Below are 16322 nucleotides of genomic sequence, written 5' to 3'. Positions count from 1 at the left end.
TTATCGCACCAGGTGCCGGAGGAGTGGCGGGCGCAGGCCGAGGTGTTCAGCGAGATCTTCTGGGTGTTCCTCGTCATCGGCACCCTCGTGGGGGTCGTCGTGGTCGGGTACACCCTGTACCACGCCTACAGGGGGCGCGACACCGCGGCGAAGGCCGACGACGGCTTCGAGCCGCCGGTGCTCGGCGAACTCCCGACGGGGCAATCCGGGGCGAAGAGCCGGAAGCTCTTCGTCTCCTTCGGCATCAGCGCCGTCATCGTCATCAGCCTCGTCGCGTACTCATACTTCCTGCTGCTGTACGTCGAGGAGGGGCCGACCCACGACGTCGAGGGTGACTCGGCCGAGCAACTCGAGGTCCAGGTCGTCGGCGTCCAGTTCAGCTGGCAGTTCGTCTATCCCAACGGCGTCCAGACCTACGACGAACTCCGCGTGCCGCAGGGGGAGGTGATCCGGTTGACGGTGACGTCGAACGACGTCTGGCACAACTTCGGGATCCCCGAGCTACGGGTGAAGGCCGACTCCATCCCCGGCCAGGAGCAGGAGACCTGGTTCCTCGCCGATGAGACGGGCAACTACACCGCCAACTGCTACGAGCTCTGCGGGCAGGGCCACTCCGACATGGTCGGCGAGGTGATCGTCATGGAGAACGAGGCGTTCTACGAGTGGTACGAGTCGCAGGCCTCGGAGAACTCCTCGGACGACTCCGGGGCAGGTAACTCCACGTCCGACGGCTCCGAGGCGGGGAACTCGACGTCCGATAACTCGACGGCCAATGCGAGCGGCGGCGAGTCGACTCCCGAGGGTACCGAGACTGGGTCGACGCCTGGCGGTGAGAGCAACGGGTCCAATACGACCGGACGTCAGCCGGCCGTCCGGCCCGCGGAGGTGGCGGCGGTATGAGCGACCTGCCGCCGTCGACGTCGGTCCGCCGCTGGCTGGTCACGACGAACCACAAGGACGTCGGCATCCTCTATCTGGTGACGTCGCTGTTCTTCCTGCTGTTCGGTGGCGTGCTGGCGCTGCTGCTCCGCCTCCAGCTGCTCGAACCCGGCGCGCAGGTCCTTACCGGGATGGCCTACAACGAGACGGTCACCGCCCACGGGCTGATCATGGTGTTCTGGTTCCTCTCGCCGTTCGCCTTCGGGTTCGCGAACTACCTCGTGCCGCTGCAGATCGGCGCCGACGACCTCGCGTTCCCCCGGCTGAACGCGCTCTCCTACTGGATGTACCTCCTCTCCGGCGTTCTGCTCGGCATCTCCTTCTTCCAAGGGGAGACGCTGGCGACCGGGTGGACGATCTACGCGCCGCTGAACGTCCCGGCTTACACCCCGAGCGTCGGCGGGACCGGCGCGGTGCTCGCGCTGGCGATGTTCGTCGTGGCGGTCACCGCCTCGACCATCAACTTCCTGACGACCATCCACCACTCCCGCGCCGAGGGGATGGGCCTGATGGACATGCCGATGTTCACCTGGTCGATCCTCGCGACCGTCTGGATGATGCTGTTCGCCTTCGCCGCGTTCCTCGCCGCGCTGCTCATCCTCGGGTCCGACCGGGTGCTGGGCAGCCTCTACTTCCAGGCCGTCGAGGGCGGGTCGCTGCTGTGGGGCCACCTATTCTGGTTCTTCGGCCACCCGGAGGTGTACATCGTGTTCTTCCCGGCACTGGGCATCATGCTCGAGTTGTTCCAGTCGTTCTCGGGGAACCGCCTCGTCGGCCGGAAGTGGGTCATCATCGCCATCGTCCTCATCGCCATCCAGTCGTTCCTCGTCTGGATGCACCACATGTTCCTGACGACGATCAACCTCCAGACGAAGACGCTGATGATGGCGACGACCATCGGCATCTCGCTGCCGTTCGACCTGCTCGTGTTCGCGATGATCTACACGCTCATCAAGGGTCGCATCCGCTTCGAGACGCCGTTCCTCTTCGCCTTCGGCGCACTCCTGCTGTTCATCCTCGGCGGCATCACCGGCGTCTTCCTCGGCGCCATCGTCCTCGACTACGAGTTCCGCGGCACCTACTGGGTCGTCGCGCACTTCCACTACGTCATGTTCGGCGGCGCGACCGCGCTCATCGGCGGGGCCTACTACTGGTTCCCCAAGATGACCGGGAAGCTCTACGACGAGTTCCTCGGGAAGGTCCACTTCGCGATCTTCTTCGTCTCGTTCAACATGCTGTACTTCTCGATGTTCATGGCCTGGGAGACCCCGCGGCGCGTCTTCCGGTACAGCCAGGACTACGTCGCCATCCACCAGGTCGGCACCGTCGGGGGCTTCCTGCTCGGGTTCTCGTTCCTGCTGATGTTCTACAACTTCGCGAAGAGCTACGTCTCCGGCGAGGACGCCGGCGACAACCCCTGGGCGTACACCCGGACCGCCGAGTGGGCCGTCTCCTCGCCGCCGCCGCTGGAGAACTGGGACGGCCGACCCACCTACGCCTCCGGCCGCCTGGAGTTCGTCGACCGCCACGGACACGGCTCCGACGACGGCGCACACGCAGCCGCTGATGGGGGACACGCCGCCGAAGGGAACGAGGCCAGCGACTACGTCCTCGGCGACAAGCACCCCTCGCACGCGAGCATCTGGCCGTTCGCGCTCAGCCTGGCGACGTTCTTTGCGCTGCTGGGGCTCTCCGGCGTCCGTTCGGCGGTCTCGGTCGACGCCGCCGAGACGCTGCTGGGGACGGGCGTCTCTGTGGCGAACCCCATCTACCCGACGCTGCTGGTCCTCGGCGCGGTCGGGATGCTGTACTCCGGCATCGAGTGGGGGCGGGAGGACTTCTACGCGCCGCCCGCCGAGGTGGCCAGCCGGTGGCCCTTCGACCACGTCGAGAAGAACAAGCTCGGGATGTGGTTCTTCCTGGCCTCCGACGTCATCGTCTTCGGCGCGTTCATCTCCGCGGCGGTGTTCATCCGCGCCAACGCCGGCTGGCGGAGCTGGCACCCGCTGCCGGACTCCTTCCCCGGACTCATCAACACGTTCGTCCTGCTGACCTCGTCGTTCACCGTCATCCTGGCGCTCGTGGCCGCGCGACGGCAGAGCCGGAAGGGACTGCTCGGCGGCCTCGGAGCGACGATGCTGCTCGGATTCACGTTCCTCGGCATCAAGGGCTGGGAGTGGCACCACGAGATCTACGACGTCGGCATCACGCTGACCCAGAACCCCCACGGCCCGCCGATCCAGGCGACCATCTACTACGTGACGACCGGGCTGCACGGCATCCACGTCATCCTCGGCCTCCTCGTCGCCGGGTTCCTCTTCGTCCGCACCTGGCGGGGCCACTACATGACCGACCAGCGGCCCGTGGAGTACTTCGGCCTCTACTGGCACTTCGTCGACATCGTGTGGGTGTTCCTCTTCCCGCTGTTCTACCTCTTCTGACGCTTCCGACTCCGACCCGAACACCTACGTCGGACCACCGAAACTCCCGCTCATGGACGACGCGACCCTCGCCCGACTGCGACTCCTCGCCGGCGGACTCGCCCTGTTCACCGCCGTCGTCCACCTGCTGCACCCCTCGCAGGGCGGCGTCGCGCTGCTCGTCTACGCGAACGCCGGCTACCTCGGCGACCCGCGACCGCTGGTCTTCACCCTGGGCGCGTTCGCGCTGATCTCCGGCGTCCTCCTGGGGTACAACGGCTTCGCCGGGCGGGGGCTGTACCTCGGCGGCATCCTCGTCACGTTGTGCTTCCTCGTCGGCTTCGTCGTCTGGCACACCGCCCTCGACCACGGGGCCTTCTGGCCGCACCTCGAGCCGAACGTCCACGGGGGTAATCCGCTGATCGTCGCCGTCGAACACCTGCTCGGCGACCCGCTGGCCCTCGTCTCGAAGCTCGCGGAACTCGTGCTGCTGGTCTGTCTCGTGGTGCTCGTCCGGGTGGACGGCTGACCGGCGCCCGGATCGGGGTCACGTCGCTCCGGCGGTAGGTATTTGTTCGCGCCGGCGTCTCACTCGCCATGGTGCTGGAACCGCTCGCCGACGTGCCGCTGCTCCGCGGGGTCCTGTTCGGCCTGATCGGCGTCGGGATCTGGGTGGCCGGGCTGCTCTTCTTCAACTGGGTCTGGAACTACTTCAGGGACGACGAGACGGGGCCGTAGCGGAGTCCGGCCACGGGGGTTAACGTTTAGTAGGTGCGTGTCTATCGTTCCCACGACACATGGCGAGCGACTCAGTGAAGCTCTACGCGCTCATCTACCTCGCGCTCGTGGGGCTGGCGACGTCGAAGTTCGTCTTCTTTCACTTCGAGTTCTTCAGCTACTGGCAGGCCTTCGCCGCGACGATGACCGCCGCGGCGCTGAAGACCGGGCTCATCGTCGGCTACTACCAGCACCTCCGCTGGGAGAACCGCTCGCTGACCGCGCTCATGGCGCAGGCGCTCGCACTCGCCCTCCTGCTGATGGTCGCGGCGTCGTACTCCATCTCGTGAACCGCGGCCGACCCACGACCGGACGGCCTCGCGCCCTTCGACCGTCGGCCCACCCATGATTCCCCGGACACGCTCGCTCGACCGACTGCCTATTCCGCTCCCGCCGTCCGACCAGCTCCTCCGCTACGGTCTCGTCCTGAACGTCCAGCTCGTCGCGGTGGTGCTGTACTACTCCTTCTCGGGCCTCCGGCTCACCGAGCCCCGGTACGTGCTCTTCGGCCTGCTGTGGATCGACGTCGGACTGCTCGCGGTCCGCGGCCGCAGCATCCCGTCGGGGATCCCGTTCCGGACGCGCCGCCGGGCGCTCGCGGTGGCGACGGCGTACTTCGGGCTCCTGGCCGTCACCGGCGGGCTGGTCGGGACCGGCATCGAGAGCGCCGGCGGCCTCCGCGTCGCGTGGCTGACGCCTGGATGGGGGCCGGCCCTCGTCTACGCGGGCTCGACCGTCTCGTTCGTGCTGATGCCGGCTTACGTGGTCGGCTACACGGCGCTGGCCTACCTGGTCTACGCCGCGCTGCTCGAGACGACGCGGTCGGCCGTCGGCGGCGTCCTCGGATTGCTCTCCTGCGTCTCATGTACGTGGCCCGTCGTCGCCGCCGTCGGATCGACGTTCGTCGGCGGCGCCGGCTTCCTGTCCACGTCGGCGATGCAGCTCTCTTACGACCTCTCGACGGCGGTCTTCCTCGCCACCGTGGCGCTCCTCTACTGGCGCCCCGGGTTCGGCGACTGAGTCACTCCCGTTCGGGCGGCGACTCGTCGCCCTCCCGGAGGTCGCTGCCCACGACCAGGAGACAGACTGCGACGAACAGCGCGGCGAAGACGGCGAGCCCGAAGCGACCGCTCCTGAGCAGCAAGACGGTGACGTAGGGGAGCCCGACGGCGACCCCGAGGGCGACGAGCAGCGCCGTCTTCGCCTCCATACCCCTGGCTACGGGCACAGGCGCATACGTCTTTCCCGCCCCTCGGCCGCTCGTCGGCCGTCGCGACGGCCACGACGAGGTTATTTATACCGAGCGGGTGTTATGTGTACACATGGCATCCGACGACTCGGCGAACGCGTTCGGCACCCCCGAGCGGAGCGGCGACTCCATGATGAGCATCGTCTTCGACGGCATCATCGGCGCCGTGGCCGGCGCCGTCGGCGTCGCCGGGATGACGATGGTGCTACTGGTCGCCCAGACGCTGGGCGGCTTCGAACTGGAGTCGCTGGCGATGCTCGGCGAGATGACGGGCATCCAGGCCATCGCGCCCGGGTACGCGACGCTCATCGGCTACCTGCTGTTCCTGGCCGGCGGGATGGTGACGTGGCCGCTGCTGTTCGCCTCCATCGGCCACTACCTCCCCGGGGACACCAACCCCAAGCAGGGCCTCTTCCTCGGGTTCGTCCTCTGGACGGGGTTCGTCCTGGCGTTCTACGTCGACTACACCGGGCTCGAACTGGGCGTCTACGTCCTGTTCACCCTGATCGGCCACCTCGTCTACGGGTTCTGTCTCGGCGCCGTCCTCGACTACTTCGGCAACCGCTCCGAGCCGATCGTCTGAGAGGACTCGGCGTTCCGCCCGCCGTTCGCCGCTACGGAACTTGCCGTCAGGACTTTCACGCGCGTGGCCGTACGACCGCGCTATGACCGACGTCGAGATAGAGTACTGCGTCCCGTGTGGCTTCCTGAATCGCGCGTCGGACCTCGCGGAGGCGCTGCTGTCGGCGTTCGGCGACGACCTCGACCGGGTGTCGCTGGTGACCGGCGACCACGGCGTCTTCCGCGTCACCGTCGACGGCGACGTCGTCTTCGACAAGGACGAGGACGACTACGACGTCGACGCGATCACCCGCGAGGTCAGAGACGCCATCTAGTCGGACGAGAACGGCAGGCTTTACCCGCCCGCCGGCGGCCGTCCACGCATGGTCATCCGTGCCGAGGACGTCCGCCGCAGCTACGGCGAGACGGTGGCGCTGGACGGCGTCTCCTTCTCCGTCGAGGCCGGCGAGGTGTTCGCCCTCATCGGCCCCAACGGGGCCGGGAAGACGACGCTCATCCGCGCGCTGACCGGGACGACGGACGCCGAGGGGACCGTCGAACTCTTCGGCGCGCCGCCGACCGACGTCGCCCGCCACCGCATCGGCCTCCTGCCCCAGGAGTTCTCCCCCGCCGGGCGGCTCACCGCCCGCGAACTCGTCGCCTACTACGCCGGCCTCTACGACGAGTCGCGGGACGTCGACGCGGTCCTCTCCGACGTCGGCCTCGAGGACAGCGCCGGAACGTGGTACGAGAACCTCTCGGGCGGCCAGAAGCGCCGCGCCTGCGTCGGGACCGCGCTGGTCAACGACCCCGAACTGCTCGTCCTCGACGAACCGACGACCGGCATCGACCCCACCGGCCGCCGCGACCTCTGGCGACTGGTCGAGCGGCTCGCCGACGGCGGGACGACGGTCCTGCTGACGACCCACTACATGGAGGAGGCGGAGGAACTCGCCGACCGGGTGGGGCTGCTCGCCGACGGCCGCCTCGTCACGCTCGGCTCGCCCGGCGAACTCGTCGCCCGGCACGGCGGCGACAGCCGACTCGTCGTCGAAGCGGAGGACGAGATGGCCGCCTCGCGGGCGCTCGAATCCGCGGGCTACGACCTCCTGCCAGACGAGCGCCACGTCGCGGTCCCTGTCGGGCCCGAGGAGATCCCTGCGGTCGTCGAGATGCTGGAGGCCGCCGACGTCGAGTACGGCGGGCTCGTCTGGCGGCAGCCGAGCCTCGACGACGTCTATGTCGCGCTGACGGGAACGGACGTGACAGCAGGCGGCGACCCCATCGAGGGTGGTCGGCCGTGAGCCGCCTCGGACGGATCGCCGCCGAGACGCGGGCGGCCTGGCACGGTTTCACCCGCCGCCGGACGGCGGTCTTCTTCACGTTCTTCTTCCCCGTCATCATCATCCTCATCTTCGGGGCACTGGTGCAGACGGACCCGACCGGCGGCGGCCTCTTTGCCGAGCCGCCGGGCTACTACGTCGCCGGCTACCTGGCGGTCGTCGTGCTGTTCACGCCGCTGTCTCGGGTCGGCCACGAGGTCGCCCGCCACCGCGAGGGCAACCGCTTCGAGAAGCTCGCGACCACGCCGCTGACCCGCCCCGAGTGGCTGCTCGCCCAGACGCTCGTCAACGTCGTCGTCGTCGGCCTCGCGTCGCTGCTCATCGGAGGACTCGTCCTGCTCGTCACAGACGCGGCCTTCGAGTTCTCCGCGTTGCTGGTCCCCTACCTCGTCCTCGGCGTCGCGCTGTTCTGCGGCTTCGGCGCGGTCCTCGGACGGCTGGCGGACTCACAGGACGGCGTCGTCGCGGCATCGAACGGCGTGGCGCTCCCGCTGCTCTTCCTCTCGGAAACGTTCGTCCCGCCGTCGATGCTGCCGGGCTGGTTCGTCCCGCTGATGAGCCTCTCGCCGCTGACGTACTTCGCCCGCGGCGTGCGCGCGGCGACGTTCCCTGGCTGGGACCCTGCCCGCTCCGGGCTCGTCGGCTCGGGGCCGTACCTCGACCTCGCGGTGCTGGCCGCCCTCGCGGTCGGCTTCTTCGCCGCCGGCGCGTACGCCCTCCCCCGGACGGACTGAGAGACTACTCCCGGAGGCCGTCCAGCACCGGGATCTCCTCGATTCGCTCGTCGTCGACGTCCTCCCAGAAGATACCGGCCGGTTTCTCGGGGGCGGCGTCGGTCCGGATGGTCCGGGAGGGTGTACAGACGACGTCCATCGGTACGTCGTGGCGCCCGACGTCCACCTCGTCGTCGACGATTTGCGAATCGTGGACGGTCGTGACGACGGTGGTCTCGTCGTCGACCAGGCCGAGTTCCCGAAGAATCGCGTACTCCAGATCGCTGTAGCCCTCGCCCTTCCCGATTCGTGCCCCGTCGTCGGTCACGGCGACGCTACCGACGACGATGGCGTCGAGTTCGGGCACCGCCTCCGGGGCGACCTGTCGGCCGTACTCGTCCATGTGCGAGACGGTCGGCGCGGCCTCGATGTCGGCGACCTCCGCGGGGTCGAGTTCGACGAAGCACCGCTCCTCGGCGAGCCGCGGGACGGCCATGTAGACGGTCGTCCCCTGCTCCAGCAGTGTCCGCCGGAGCGGCAGCTGCGGGGAGTCGGGGTTGGCCTTCACCGCGTCCGCCTCGGCGAGTTCGGGGAGGGCCATCGCTCGCTCGGCCGCCGCGTCGGCGTCCTCGAAGTTCGGGATGCGGCCGTGCGGCGGGAACGGGAACCGGGCGTACCCTTCTGCTTCCAGGTGGTCCCAGACTCGCTCGCGGATCTCCTGTTTGTCGGTCATCTCTGGTGTGTCACCTCCGGACCGCTAGGCCATCCCGCGGACGAACTCGACCTGTTCGGGACCGTAGTAGAACGCCAGCATCAGGTAGGCGACGACGCCCAGGACGAGGCTGACCAGCCAGACGGAGACCGCGATGCGGCCGACGCGGGCGTGGGCGGTCTCCCGGAGTTCGGCCGTCGTGTGCGTCACCCCGAGCGTGATGGCGTACAGGACCAGCGGCACCGCCAGCACGGAGAGGACGATGTGGACGGCCAGCATCCCGAGGTACAGCCCCCGGAGCGGCGCCCCTTCGACGATCTCCTTCCGGCCGCCGCCGCCAGTCTTCAGGAGGTAGAAGACGAGGAACAGCATGATGAGCGCGAACGCGGCGGTCATCGCCAGCCGGTGGCGGTCGACCTCGTCGTTACGGATCCAGTACCACCCGGCGACGAGGCAGGCGACCGTCGCGGAGTTGACGACCGCGATGATCGCCGAGAACAGGTCGACGGTCGACTCCGATATCTGTGGGTAGAGGCCGACGTCGCCGTACAGCGTCCCGATCACGACCACGTAACCGACGACGGTGAGGAGGGCGGTGAGGGCACGGGGGTGTTCCTTCGCGAACTGCGGCCCGCGAACTGTCGACATGGGGCGGTCTTGGGGTGCCGCCGCTTTGGTCGCTTCGTTTCCGCCTCGCGGCCTCGTCCGGCCGCGGGACGGCCACCTATTTGTGCCGCACGCACCCAGCGTGAGTCGAGTGCGCGTCCTGAACTACCTCGAACTCGAAGGGCAGCTGCAGCGCAGTGGCATCGGCACCTCGGCCCGCCACCAGCGGATGGCCCTCGCGGACACGGAGGTCGAACTACTCACGTCGCCGTGGAACGGCGGGTCGCTGGCGAAGGCGGCCGCCAAGCGCGCGGTCGGCGACCCGCTGTTCGCGGACTGCGACGTCGCCCACTGCAACCTCGCGGGACCGGGGAGCCTCGCGGTCGCCCGCCACGCCCGACGGCACGACGTGCCGCTCGTGTTGCACGCCCACGTGACGCGGGAGGACTTCGCCGAGAGCTTCCGCGGGTCGACGACGGTCGCGCCGGCGCTCGGGCGCTACCTCCGGTGGTTCTACTCGCAGGCCGACCTCGTGCTCTGCCCCAGCGAGTACACGAAGGGGCTGCTGGAGTCCTACCCGGTCGAGGCGCCGATCCGGCCGGTGACGAACGGCGTCGACCTGGCGTCGCTGGAGGGGTTCGAGTCGTTCCGCGACGAGTACCGGGGACGGTACGACCTCGACGGGCTGGTCGTCTTCGCGGTCGGCAACGTCTTCGAGCGGAAGGGGTTGACCGACTTCTGCCGGCTCGCCGAACTGACCGACCACGACTTCGCGTGGTTCGGCCCCTACGACACCGGGCCGCACGCCTCGCCGACGGTCCGGCGGTGGGTGCGGGACCCGCCGGCGAACGTGACCTTCACCGGCTGGATCGAGGACGTCCGCGGCGCGTACGGCGCCGGCGACGTCTACTGCTTCCCGACGAAGAACGAGAACCAGGGCATCGCTGTGCTCGAGGCGATGGCCTGCGGGAAGGCGGTGCTGCTGCGGGACATCCCCGTCTTCGAGGAGTTCTTCACCGACGGCGAGGACTGCCTGAAGTGCGAGACCGTCGCGGAGTTCCACGAGGCCCTGGAGCGACTCGCCGACGACCCCGACCTCCGAGAGCGACTCGGCGAGAACGCCCGGGAGACCGCTCGCGAGCACGGCCTGGACCGCGTTGCCGACGAACTCAGGGACGCCTACGCGACGGCTCGTCGGCTTCATTCTGGCGAGTAAGTCACAACCCATTAGACCCCTGTGGTCGAATCCCCGGTCATGGAGACCGTCGCGGTATTCACGGATACGTACCTCCCGACGGTCAACGGCGTGACCTACACGGTCAGCACCTGGCGCGACGCCTGGACGGACCGCGGCGGTCGGATGCCGGTCGTCTACCCGGAGGACGGCGAGTACGCGCCGACCGCCGAGGAGCACCCCGTACCGAGCGTCCCATTCCCGTTCTACCAGGGGTTCCGCTTCGGCTGGCCGCGGGTCCCCGAGGCGGTCGCCGACGCGGACCTCGACGTCGTCCACACGCACACCCCCTTCACGCTCGGGCTGGCCGGTCGGCGGCTCGCCGCCGACCACGACGTGCCGCTGGTCGCCTCCTACCACACCCCCGCCCGCGAGTACGCCACCTACATCAGCGACGCCTTCGCCGGCGTCCTCCGCCGCGCGGCGGACAGCTACGAGCGGTGGTTCTTCGGTGCGGTCGACGCCGTCGTCGTGCCGACGGAGACCGCCGCGGAGCAGGTCTGCAGCGGCGGGACGGACGTCCACGTCGTCTCCAACGGCGTCGACACCGAGCACTTCGGGCCGGCCGACGACGAGGCCGTCGCCGCGTTCCGCCGCCACCACGACCTCCCGGACGGACCGCTGGTCGGCTACACCGGTCGTCACGGCTACGAGAAGCGGCTCGAGGACCTGCTGACCGCGACGGTCGGTCTCGACGCGGGTGTCGTCCTCGCCGGCGACGGGCCCGCAAGCCCGGAACTCCGGCGGCGGGCGGCGGCCCGCGACGACGTCGTCTTCCTCGGGTTCCTCGACCGGGCGGAACTGCCGACCTTCTACAGCGCGCTCGACGCGTTCGCCTTCCCCAGCCCGGTCGAGACCCAGGGGCTCGTCGCCCTGGAGGCCGTCGCCTGCGGGACGCCGGTCGTCGCCGTCGACAGCGGCGCCCTCTCGGAGACGGTGGACGACGGCGAGACGGGCTACCACTACCGGCCGGGCGACCTCGAGGACTTCCGGGCGGCGCTCCGCCGGGCGCTCGCCGAGTCGGACGCTCTGTCGGTGCAGTGTCTCGAGCGGCGCGAGGCGCTCGGCGTCGATCACTCTATCGAGCAACTACAGGGTGTCTACGAATCGGTGTCGTGACTGCCCGGAACGTCAGCAGCGGCGCTCGCAGACCCGGTCGATGATGCGGCCGGTCGAGAGGATTTCGTCGTCGTACCGCGGCTCGCGGGCGGAGGCGCGGGCGACCTCGCAGTCGATGCCCTCGTCGGCCAGCATCGCCGCGAGGGTGTCCTCGTCGTGGTGCTGGTCGTGGCCGAGCACGATGACGTCCGGGTCGATGTCGCGGATGGGGACGAAGAAGTCCTCGGTGTCCCCGAGGCGGGCCTCGTCGACCGGGTCGAGCGCCGCGATCATGTCGCGGCGCTGCCGGTCGCCGACCACGGGCTTCTCCTTGTGCGTGACGTTCTCGCTGCGGGAGACGATGACGTGGAGTTCGTCGCCCATCGACCGGGCCTCCGAGAGGTAGTGGAGGTGGCCGGGATGCAGGAGGTCGAAGGTACCCTGTGCGACGACGCGTCTCATCGCAGCTCCCGGTCGATGTCCCGCTGGGTGAAGTCGAAGAACTGGTCGTCCGGCAGGTCGACGTTCAGGACCTCAAGGTTCGTCTCCTTGCCTTCCGTGTCGAAGGCGCGCCAGTCGTCCTGGCCGTACGGCGCGCCGACGATGATGTGGACCTTCCCCCGCGAGAACGTCGCGAGGTCGGCGTCGCTGGGGCGGAGCACCCCGTTGGGGTGGGAGTGGACCGAGCCGACCCCCTTGAGGTCGTTCGGCATGTAGGAGGGGTTGAACTCCGCGCTGACGGGATTGGTCTTCGTCCCTGGCGCCAGCAGTACGTCGGTGATGACCGTCCCGTCGCGGTCCAGCCCCAGCTTGCGGGCGTCCTCGCCGCGGAGCTGGCCCATGTACTCGTTGGGGTGGGCGTCCTCGGAGGCCCTGAGGGCGAACTCCAGGGCGTCGTCCGCGATCCCGAGGATCTCGCTCGAGCGGAAGAGGTTCGGCGTCAGCGACCCCAGCAGTCCCATGCCGGGACGTCGGGTCGCCCGATAACTAAGGCTTCCGGCCTCCCGCTCCGGACTCGGAGCCGCGTCGCCACCGGGCCGAACGGCTAACAACACTCTTAAACCCGGCCGAACCGACCTTTCCACAATGACTTCGTCCGCTGCCGGCGACGCCGGCAACCGACCCCCCGAGGGGGTCGTCCACGATCTCGCGGCAGGCTGCACCGTCGAGGACGTCGAGGAGGGTGCGTCGTACCTGGCCACCGTCAACGGGGCCGTCGAGTACGGCGTCTTCGTCGACCTCTCCGAGCACGTCTCGGGGCTCGTCCACGAGTCGAACCTGCAGAACGACTACGACGTCGGCGACGACCTCGTCGTCAGGCTCGTCGAGGTCCGGGAGAACGGCGACCTCGGCTTCGAGGAGATTGACGTCGCCCCCGACGAGGTCGACGTCGAGGACGTCGTCCCCGGCGACGACGTCGGCGTCGAGGACCTGACCGACCGCGTCGGCGACGCCGTCCACCTGGAGGGCGACGTCGTCCAGATCAAGCAGACCGCCGGCCCGACCATCTTCTCCATCCGCGACGGTACCGGCGTCGTCCCCTGTGCGGCCTTCGAGGAGGCCGGCGTCCGCGCCTATCCCGACGTCGAACTCGACGACACCGTCCGCGTGACGGGCCGCGTCGAGACGCGGGAGGGTGCCCTCCAGATCGAGGTCGAGGGGCTCTCGAAGCTCCGCGGTGAGGCCCAGGAAGAGGTCCGCGAGCGCGTCGACGCCGCCCTCGAGGAGCGCGCCGAACCGGCCGACGTCGAGCCGCTCATCGACTGGCCGGCCTTCGAGAAGCTCCGCGACGACCTCGCGGACGTCGCCCGCCGGCTCCGGCTGTCCGTCCTCGAGTCCCGACCGATCCGCCTCCGCCACCACGCCGACGGCGACGGCATGTGCGCGTCCCTCCCGGTCCAGGTCGCCCTCGAGAACTTCGTCGCCGAGGTCCACGAGGACCCCGACGCCCCGCGGCACCTGTTCAAGCGGCTCCCGTCGAAGGCGCCCTTCTACGAGATGGAGGACGTCACCCGCGACCTCAACTTCGCGCTGGAGGACGAGGAGCGCCACGGCCAGCGGCTCCCGCTGCTGTTCATGGTCGACAACGGCTCGACCGAGGAGGACACCCCGGCCTACCGCGCGATGGCCCAGTACGACATCCCCATCCTCGTCGTCGACCACCACCACCCCGACCCCGACGACGTCGGCCCGCTCGTCGAGGAGCACGTCAACCCCTACCTCCACGACGAGGACTACCGCATCACCACCGGGATGATGTGCGTCGAACTGGCCCGGATGATCGACCCCTCGATCACCGACCAGCTCGAACACGTCCCCGCGGTCGCCGGGCTGTCGGACCGCTCGAAGGCCGACGCGATGGACGACTACCTCGAACTGGCCGAGCAGGCCGGGTACACCGAGGACGACCTCGAGGACATCGGCGAGGCGCTGGACTACGCCGCCCACTGGCTGCGCTACCAGTCCGGCCGCAACCTCATCAACGACGTCCTGAACCTGGAGTGCGACGACGACGAGCGCCACGAGGAGCTCGTCGAGTTCCTCTCCTCGCGGGCGCGCCGCGACGTCGAGGAGCAGATCGACGACGCCGAACCGCACGTCGAACACGAGTCCCTCGACAACGGCGCGCACCTCTACCGCCTCGACGTCGAGAACCACGCCCGCCGGTTCACCTACCCCGCGCCCGGGAAGACGACCGGCGAGCTCCACGACCGGAAGGTCACGGAGACGGGCGACCCAGTCATCACCATCGGCTACGGGCCGGACTTCGCGGTCCTGCGCTCCGACGGCGTCCGCCTGGACATCCCGAACATGGTCACGGAACTGCAGGACGAGGTCGAGGGCGCCGGGGTCTCCGGCGGCGGCCACCTCGTCGTCGGCTCCATCAAGTTCGTCTCGGGCATGCGCGAGACCGTCATCGACGCGCTCGTCGAGAAGATGGAGGACGCCGAGCTCGACGAGGACCTCCGGAGCACGCTCGTCCGCGACGGCGGCGACGAGTAGCTCACCACTGCCAGTCGGTCACCACCCCGTCGCGGCCCACGAACGTCACCTTCCTTGCGACCAGCAGTATCCCGCAGACGGCGACGGCCACGCCGCCGAGCAGCCCCGCCGGGAGCGATTCCTCCTCCGCGTCTCCCGTCGCCCAATCGGACTCGAAGACGCCGGCGTAGTAGTCGGCCGCCGACCCGCCGTCCAGCCTGACCAGCACCTCCCGGTTCTCCTCGCCCGCCGAGTTCGCCCAGTTGAGGCTGCCGAGGACCACGGCGTCGTCGACGACCACGCCCTTGGTGTGGACCTTCTCGTAACCGACGGACGTCTCGGCAGCGTCGTCGACTCTCGCTTCGAGGTCCCAGCCCTCGGCTCCCGCCCGGCGGTTCAGCCACTCGGCGAGGGCGGCGTTGTCCGCCTCGACGTACCAGCCGTCGGAGAGGTGGATCCGGACCGTGACGCCGCGGTCGGCGGCCCGGAGGACGGCGCGCAGTAGCCGGCCGTCGCGGCTGCCGATCTCGACCTGCTGGACGAGTATACGGTCGTCGGCGCCGTCGAGGTCGGCGACCAGGGCGTCCTCGGCGTTGTCCGGCGCGACCAGCACCGTCGCGGCGTCGTACGAGACGTTCCGCGCGGCGTGCCGGGACTCGAAGTTCCCGAGCGCCGGGTCGGCGTCGGCGAAGTCCCGGCCCGCTCGATAGCTGGTCCAGGGCGTCGCCGCACGCCACTCCCGGTCGGCGGCGTGGAGGTCGGCGAGTGCATCCGCGGCCGCGGCGTCGCGGAGGGCGACGCCCCACCCCCGGCTCGACATCCCGCCGGTGCCGGCGGGCTTGAAGTTCTCCGTCAGGACGAGCGCGCGGTCGTCCACGACGGCGTACTTGGGGTGGTGGTGGCGGTACCGGGTGTGGGGGCCGTCGAGGAGCCGAACCTCGACGCCCCCGTCGGCGAGGCGGTCGAGCAGCCTGGCCTGGCGTTCGGTGACGCCGCCGACCGGCGAGCCGTCGAGCAGGACGCGGACGTCGGCGCCGTTCCGGCGGGCCGCCAGCAGTGCGTCGGTCACGTCCTCCGAGGTGAGCGTGTAGCCCGCCAGCAGCAGTCGGTGGTCGGCGCGCGCCAGCGTCTGGGCGGTCCTGCCGTCTGCGTCGGGGAGGACGAACGCCGTCGCCTCGCCGCTGCCGGTGTGGACCGGTTCGAGGTCCGTCGCACCCACCGGCCGCCACTCCCCGGCGTCGAACTCGCGGACGCGCGACTCGGGGGCGTTCCGGTAGCGCGCGACGTGGACTGCCTCGCCGTTCCGTCGGAGCTCCAGTTCGTCGCCGCCGTCGGCGAGCAGGAGACGTCCGTCGAGACCGGCGACGCGGCGGTCGGTGTGGCGTCTCGCCTCCTCCGGTGCCGTCGAGAAGGCGACCGTCCCCTCGACCGTCCGGTTCGGGAGGTGCGCGACGGTGTTGCCGTCGGTGATCGTCCAGCCAGTCGCGTTCGTCGGCTCGCGGAACCGGACGGCGACGAACTCGCCGGGGTCGCCGTCGGCGACCGGGTTCGGGTACGCCTCGACGAGCGTCGCGTTCGGCACGGTCTCGGTGGCGGTGGGGGCCTGTGCGGTCGCGGCGGCGCAGCCGCTACAGGCCAGCAGGAGTGCGAGTACGAGGACGGCGCGGCGGAGCGTCACGCGCCGGGTT

The 16322-nt window shown here is 69.6% G+C and carries 19 protein-coding genes; 13 read left to right on the top strand and 6 right to left on the bottom strand.

Translation table 11 applies throughout. The annotated features are described in order from the left end of the window. The first annotated feature begins 12 nt into the window (after window positions 1-12). The 6 genes from coxB to HWV07_RS04910 all read left to right on the top strand — a co-directional run bounded on the left by coxB (window position 13) and on the right by HWV07_RS04910 (window position 5156). Entirely contained in the window at window positions 13-900 is an 888-nt protein-coding gene (gene coxB / locus HWV07_RS04935) for a cytochrome c oxidase subunit II (protein ID WP_246279834.1), read from the top strand. Beyond that, window positions 897-3380 carry a cbb3-type cytochrome c oxidase subunit I gene (locus HWV07_RS04930; protein ID WP_178333229.1) on the top strand — a complete coding sequence of 828 codons (2484 nt, stop codon included), beginning with the start codon at window positions 897-899 and terminating at the stop codon, window positions 3378-3380. Before coxB ends, HWV07_RS04930 begins: the two co-directional genes overlap by 4 nt. Window positions 3381-3432: 52 nt before the next feature. Beyond that, window positions 3433-3888, top strand: coding sequence for a hypothetical protein (locus HWV07_RS04925; protein WP_178333228.1), 456 nt, complete (start codon window positions 3433-3435; stop codon window positions 3886-3888). 68 nt (window positions 3889-3956) lie between these two features. Then, window positions 3957-4097: a hypothetical protein gene (locus HWV07_RS04920; RefSeq protein ID WP_178333227.1), complete on the top strand. Its 141-nt coding sequence runs from the start codon at window positions 3957-3959 to the stop codon at window positions 4095-4097. A 59-nt stretch (window positions 4098-4156) separates the two neighbouring features. After that, on the top strand, window positions 4157-4426 hold the full coding sequence (locus HWV07_RS04915; protein ID WP_178333226.1) for a cytochrome C oxidase subunit IV family protein: 270 nt from the start codon (window positions 4157-4159) through the stop codon (window positions 4424-4426). A 55-nt stretch (window positions 4427-4481) separates the two neighbouring features. Beyond that, window positions 4482-5156, top strand: coding sequence for a DUF7546 family protein (locus HWV07_RS04910; protein ID WP_211694228.1), 675 nt, complete (start codon window positions 4482-4484; stop codon window positions 5154-5156). Between the two features lies 1 nt (window position 5157). Here the strand turns inward: HWV07_RS04910 and HWV07_RS04905 are convergent, their stop codons facing one another. Beyond that, window positions 5158-5346: a hypothetical protein gene (locus HWV07_RS04905; protein ID WP_178333225.1), complete on the bottom strand. Its 189-nt coding sequence runs from the start codon at window positions 5344-5346 to the stop codon at window positions 5158-5160. Between the two features lie 112 nt (window positions 5347-5458). Here HWV07_RS04905 and HWV07_RS04900 point away from each other — a divergent pair, with 112 nt between their 5' ends. The 4 genes from HWV07_RS04900 to HWV07_RS04885 all read left to right on the top strand — a co-directional run bounded on the left by HWV07_RS04900 (window position 5459) and on the right by HWV07_RS04885 (window position 8023). Continuing rightward, entirely contained in the window at window positions 5459-5968 is a 510-nt protein-coding gene (locus HWV07_RS04900) for a DUF6789 family protein (RefSeq protein ID WP_178333224.1), read from the top strand. Window positions 5969-6050: 82 nt separating this feature from the next. Continuing rightward, on the top strand, window positions 6051-6281 hold the full coding sequence (locus HWV07_RS04895) for a SelT/SelW/SelH family protein (RefSeq protein WP_178333223.1): 231 nt from the start codon (window positions 6051-6053) through the stop codon (window positions 6279-6281). A gap of 48 nt (window positions 6282-6329) precedes the next feature. Beyond that, window positions 6330-7250, top strand: coding sequence for an ABC transporter ATP-binding protein (locus HWV07_RS04890; protein ID WP_178333222.1), 921 nt, complete (start codon window positions 6330-6332; stop codon window positions 7248-7250). Next, window positions 7247-8023: an ABC transporter permease gene (locus tag HWV07_RS04885; RefSeq protein WP_178333221.1), complete on the top strand. Its 777-nt coding sequence runs from the start codon at window positions 7247-7249 to the stop codon at window positions 8021-8023. Before HWV07_RS04890 ends, HWV07_RS04885 begins: the two co-directional genes overlap by 4 nt. Window positions 8024-8027: 4 nt before the next feature. Here the strand turns inward: HWV07_RS04885 and HWV07_RS04880 are convergent, their stop codons facing one another. Further along, window positions 8028-8735, bottom strand: a complete 708-nt coding sequence (locus HWV07_RS04880; RefSeq protein WP_178333220.1) for a 5-formyltetrahydrofolate cyclo-ligase — start codon at window positions 8733-8735, stop codon at window positions 8028-8030. Between the two features lie 24 nt (window positions 8736-8759). Then, window positions 8760-9362 (bottom strand): DUF420 domain-containing protein, encoded by a 603-nt coding sequence (locus tag HWV07_RS04875; RefSeq protein WP_178333219.1) that lies wholly within the window; start codon window positions 9360-9362, stop codon window positions 8760-8762. Between the two features lie 109 nt (window positions 9363-9471). Here HWV07_RS04875 and HWV07_RS04870 point away from each other — a divergent pair, with 109 nt between their 5' ends. Together HWV07_RS04870 and HWV07_RS04865 are read left to right on the top strand one after the other, a co-directional pair. Next, on the top strand, window positions 9472-10536 hold the full coding sequence (locus HWV07_RS04870) for a glycosyltransferase family 4 protein (protein WP_178333218.1): 1065 nt from the start codon (window positions 9472-9474) through the stop codon (window positions 10534-10536). Window positions 10537-10575: 39 nt separating this feature from the next. After that, the gene (locus HWV07_RS04865) at window positions 10576-11673 is read left to right on the top strand and encodes a glycosyltransferase (protein WP_178333217.1); all 1098 of its coding nucleotides are present in this window, start codon (window positions 10576-10578) and stop codon (window positions 11671-11673) included. Window positions 11674-11685: 12 nt separating this feature from the next. Here the strand turns inward: HWV07_RS04865 and HWV07_RS04860 are convergent, their stop codons facing one another. Both HWV07_RS04860 and HWV07_RS04855 read right to left on the bottom strand, forming a co-directional pair. Further along, a complete protein-coding gene (locus HWV07_RS04860) occupies window positions 11686-12114 on the bottom strand; it encodes an FAD synthase family protein (protein ID WP_178333216.1) in 429 nt (142 codons plus the stop codon). Further along, window positions 12111-12614, bottom strand: coding sequence for a Mov34/MPN/PAD-1 family protein (locus tag HWV07_RS04855; RefSeq protein WP_178333215.1), 504 nt, complete (start codon window positions 12612-12614; stop codon window positions 12111-12113). The genes HWV07_RS04860 and HWV07_RS04855 overlap by 4 nt, the downstream gene beginning before the upstream one ends. Before the next feature lie 124 nt (window positions 12615-12738). On the opposite strand from HWV07_RS04855, the gene han reads away from it, so the two are divergent. Next, entirely contained in the window at window positions 12739-14655 is a 1917-nt protein-coding gene (gene han, locus HWV07_RS04850; protein ID WP_178333214.1) for a Hef-associated nuclease, read from the top strand. Between the two features lies 1 nt (window position 14656). On the opposite strand, the gene HWV07_RS04845 is transcribed toward han, so the two are convergent. Beyond that, window positions 14657-16312, bottom strand: a complete 1656-nt coding sequence (locus HWV07_RS04845) for a phospholipase D-like domain-containing protein (protein WP_178333213.1) — start codon at window positions 16310-16312, stop codon at window positions 14657-14659. Window positions 16313-16322 lie beyond the last annotated feature (10 nt).

The organism is Natronomonas salina (genome assembly GCF_013391105.1).
In the GTDB taxonomy this organism is placed as follows: domain Archaea; phylum Halobacteriota; class Halobacteria; order Halobacteriales; family Haloarculaceae; genus Natronomonas; species Natronomonas salina.
The sequence above is the reverse complement of the archived record's forward strand: the minus strand, read 5'-3'. Positions and strand labels throughout refer to the sequence as shown.

What these genes read in the sequence shown, in the direction of transcription:
- HWV07_RS04910 (WP_211694228.1), top strand. Translation starts at nt 4,482, where the DNA reads ATGATTCCCCGGACACGCTCGCTCGACCGACTGCCTATTCCGCTCCCG.
- han (WP_178333214.1), top strand. Translation starts at nt 12,739, where the DNA reads ATGACTTCGTCCGCTGCCGGCGACGCCGGCAACCGACCCCCCGAGGGG.
- HWV07_RS04865 (WP_178333217.1), top strand. Translation starts at nt 10,576, where the DNA reads ATGGAGACCGTCGCGGTATTCACGGATACGTACCTCCCGACGGTCAAC.
- HWV07_RS04895 (WP_178333223.1), top strand. Translation starts at nt 6,051, where the DNA reads ATGACCGACGTCGAGATAGAGTACTGCGTCCCGTGTGGCTTCCTGAAT.
- HWV07_RS04915 (WP_178333226.1), top strand. Translation starts at nt 4,157, where the DNA reads ATGGCGAGCGACTCAGTGAAGCTCTACGCGCTCATCTACCTCGCGCTC.
- HWV07_RS04890 (WP_178333222.1), top strand. Translation starts at nt 6,330, where the DNA reads ATGGTCATCCGTGCCGAGGACGTCCGCCGCAGCTACGGCGAGACGGTG.
- HWV07_RS04930 (WP_178333229.1), top strand. Translation starts at nt 897, where the DNA reads ATGAGCGACCTGCCGCCGTCGACGTCGGTCCGCCGCTGGCTGGTCACG.
- HWV07_RS04900 (WP_178333224.1), top strand. Translation starts at nt 5,459, where the DNA reads ATGGCATCCGACGACTCGGCGAACGCGTTCGGCACCCCCGAGCGGAGC.
- HWV07_RS04855 (WP_178333215.1), bottom strand. Translation starts at nt 12,614, where the DNA reads ATGGGACTGCTGGGGTCGCTGACGCCGAACCTCTTCCGCTCGAGCGAG.
- HWV07_RS04880 (WP_178333220.1), bottom strand. Translation starts at nt 8,735, where the DNA reads ATGACCGACAAACAGGAGATCCGCGAGCGAGTCTGGGACCACCTGGAA.
- HWV07_RS04905 (WP_178333225.1), bottom strand. Translation starts at nt 5,346, where the DNA reads ATGGAGGCGAAGACGGCGCTGCTCGTCGCCCTCGGGGTCGCCGTCGGG.
- HWV07_RS04925 (WP_178333228.1), top strand. Translation starts at nt 3,433, where the DNA reads ATGGACGACGCGACCCTCGCCCGACTGCGACTCCTCGCCGGCGGACTC.
- HWV07_RS04920 (WP_178333227.1), top strand. Translation starts at nt 3,957, where the DNA reads ATGGTGCTGGAACCGCTCGCCGACGTGCCGCTGCTCCGCGGGGTCCTG.
- HWV07_RS04860 (WP_178333216.1), bottom strand. Translation starts at nt 12,114, where the DNA reads ATGAGACGCGTCGTCGCACAGGGTACCTTCGACCTCCTGCATCCCGGC.
- HWV07_RS04875 (WP_178333219.1), bottom strand. Translation starts at nt 9,362, where the DNA reads ATGTCGACAGTTCGCGGGCCGCAGTTCGCGAAGGAACACCCCCGTGCC.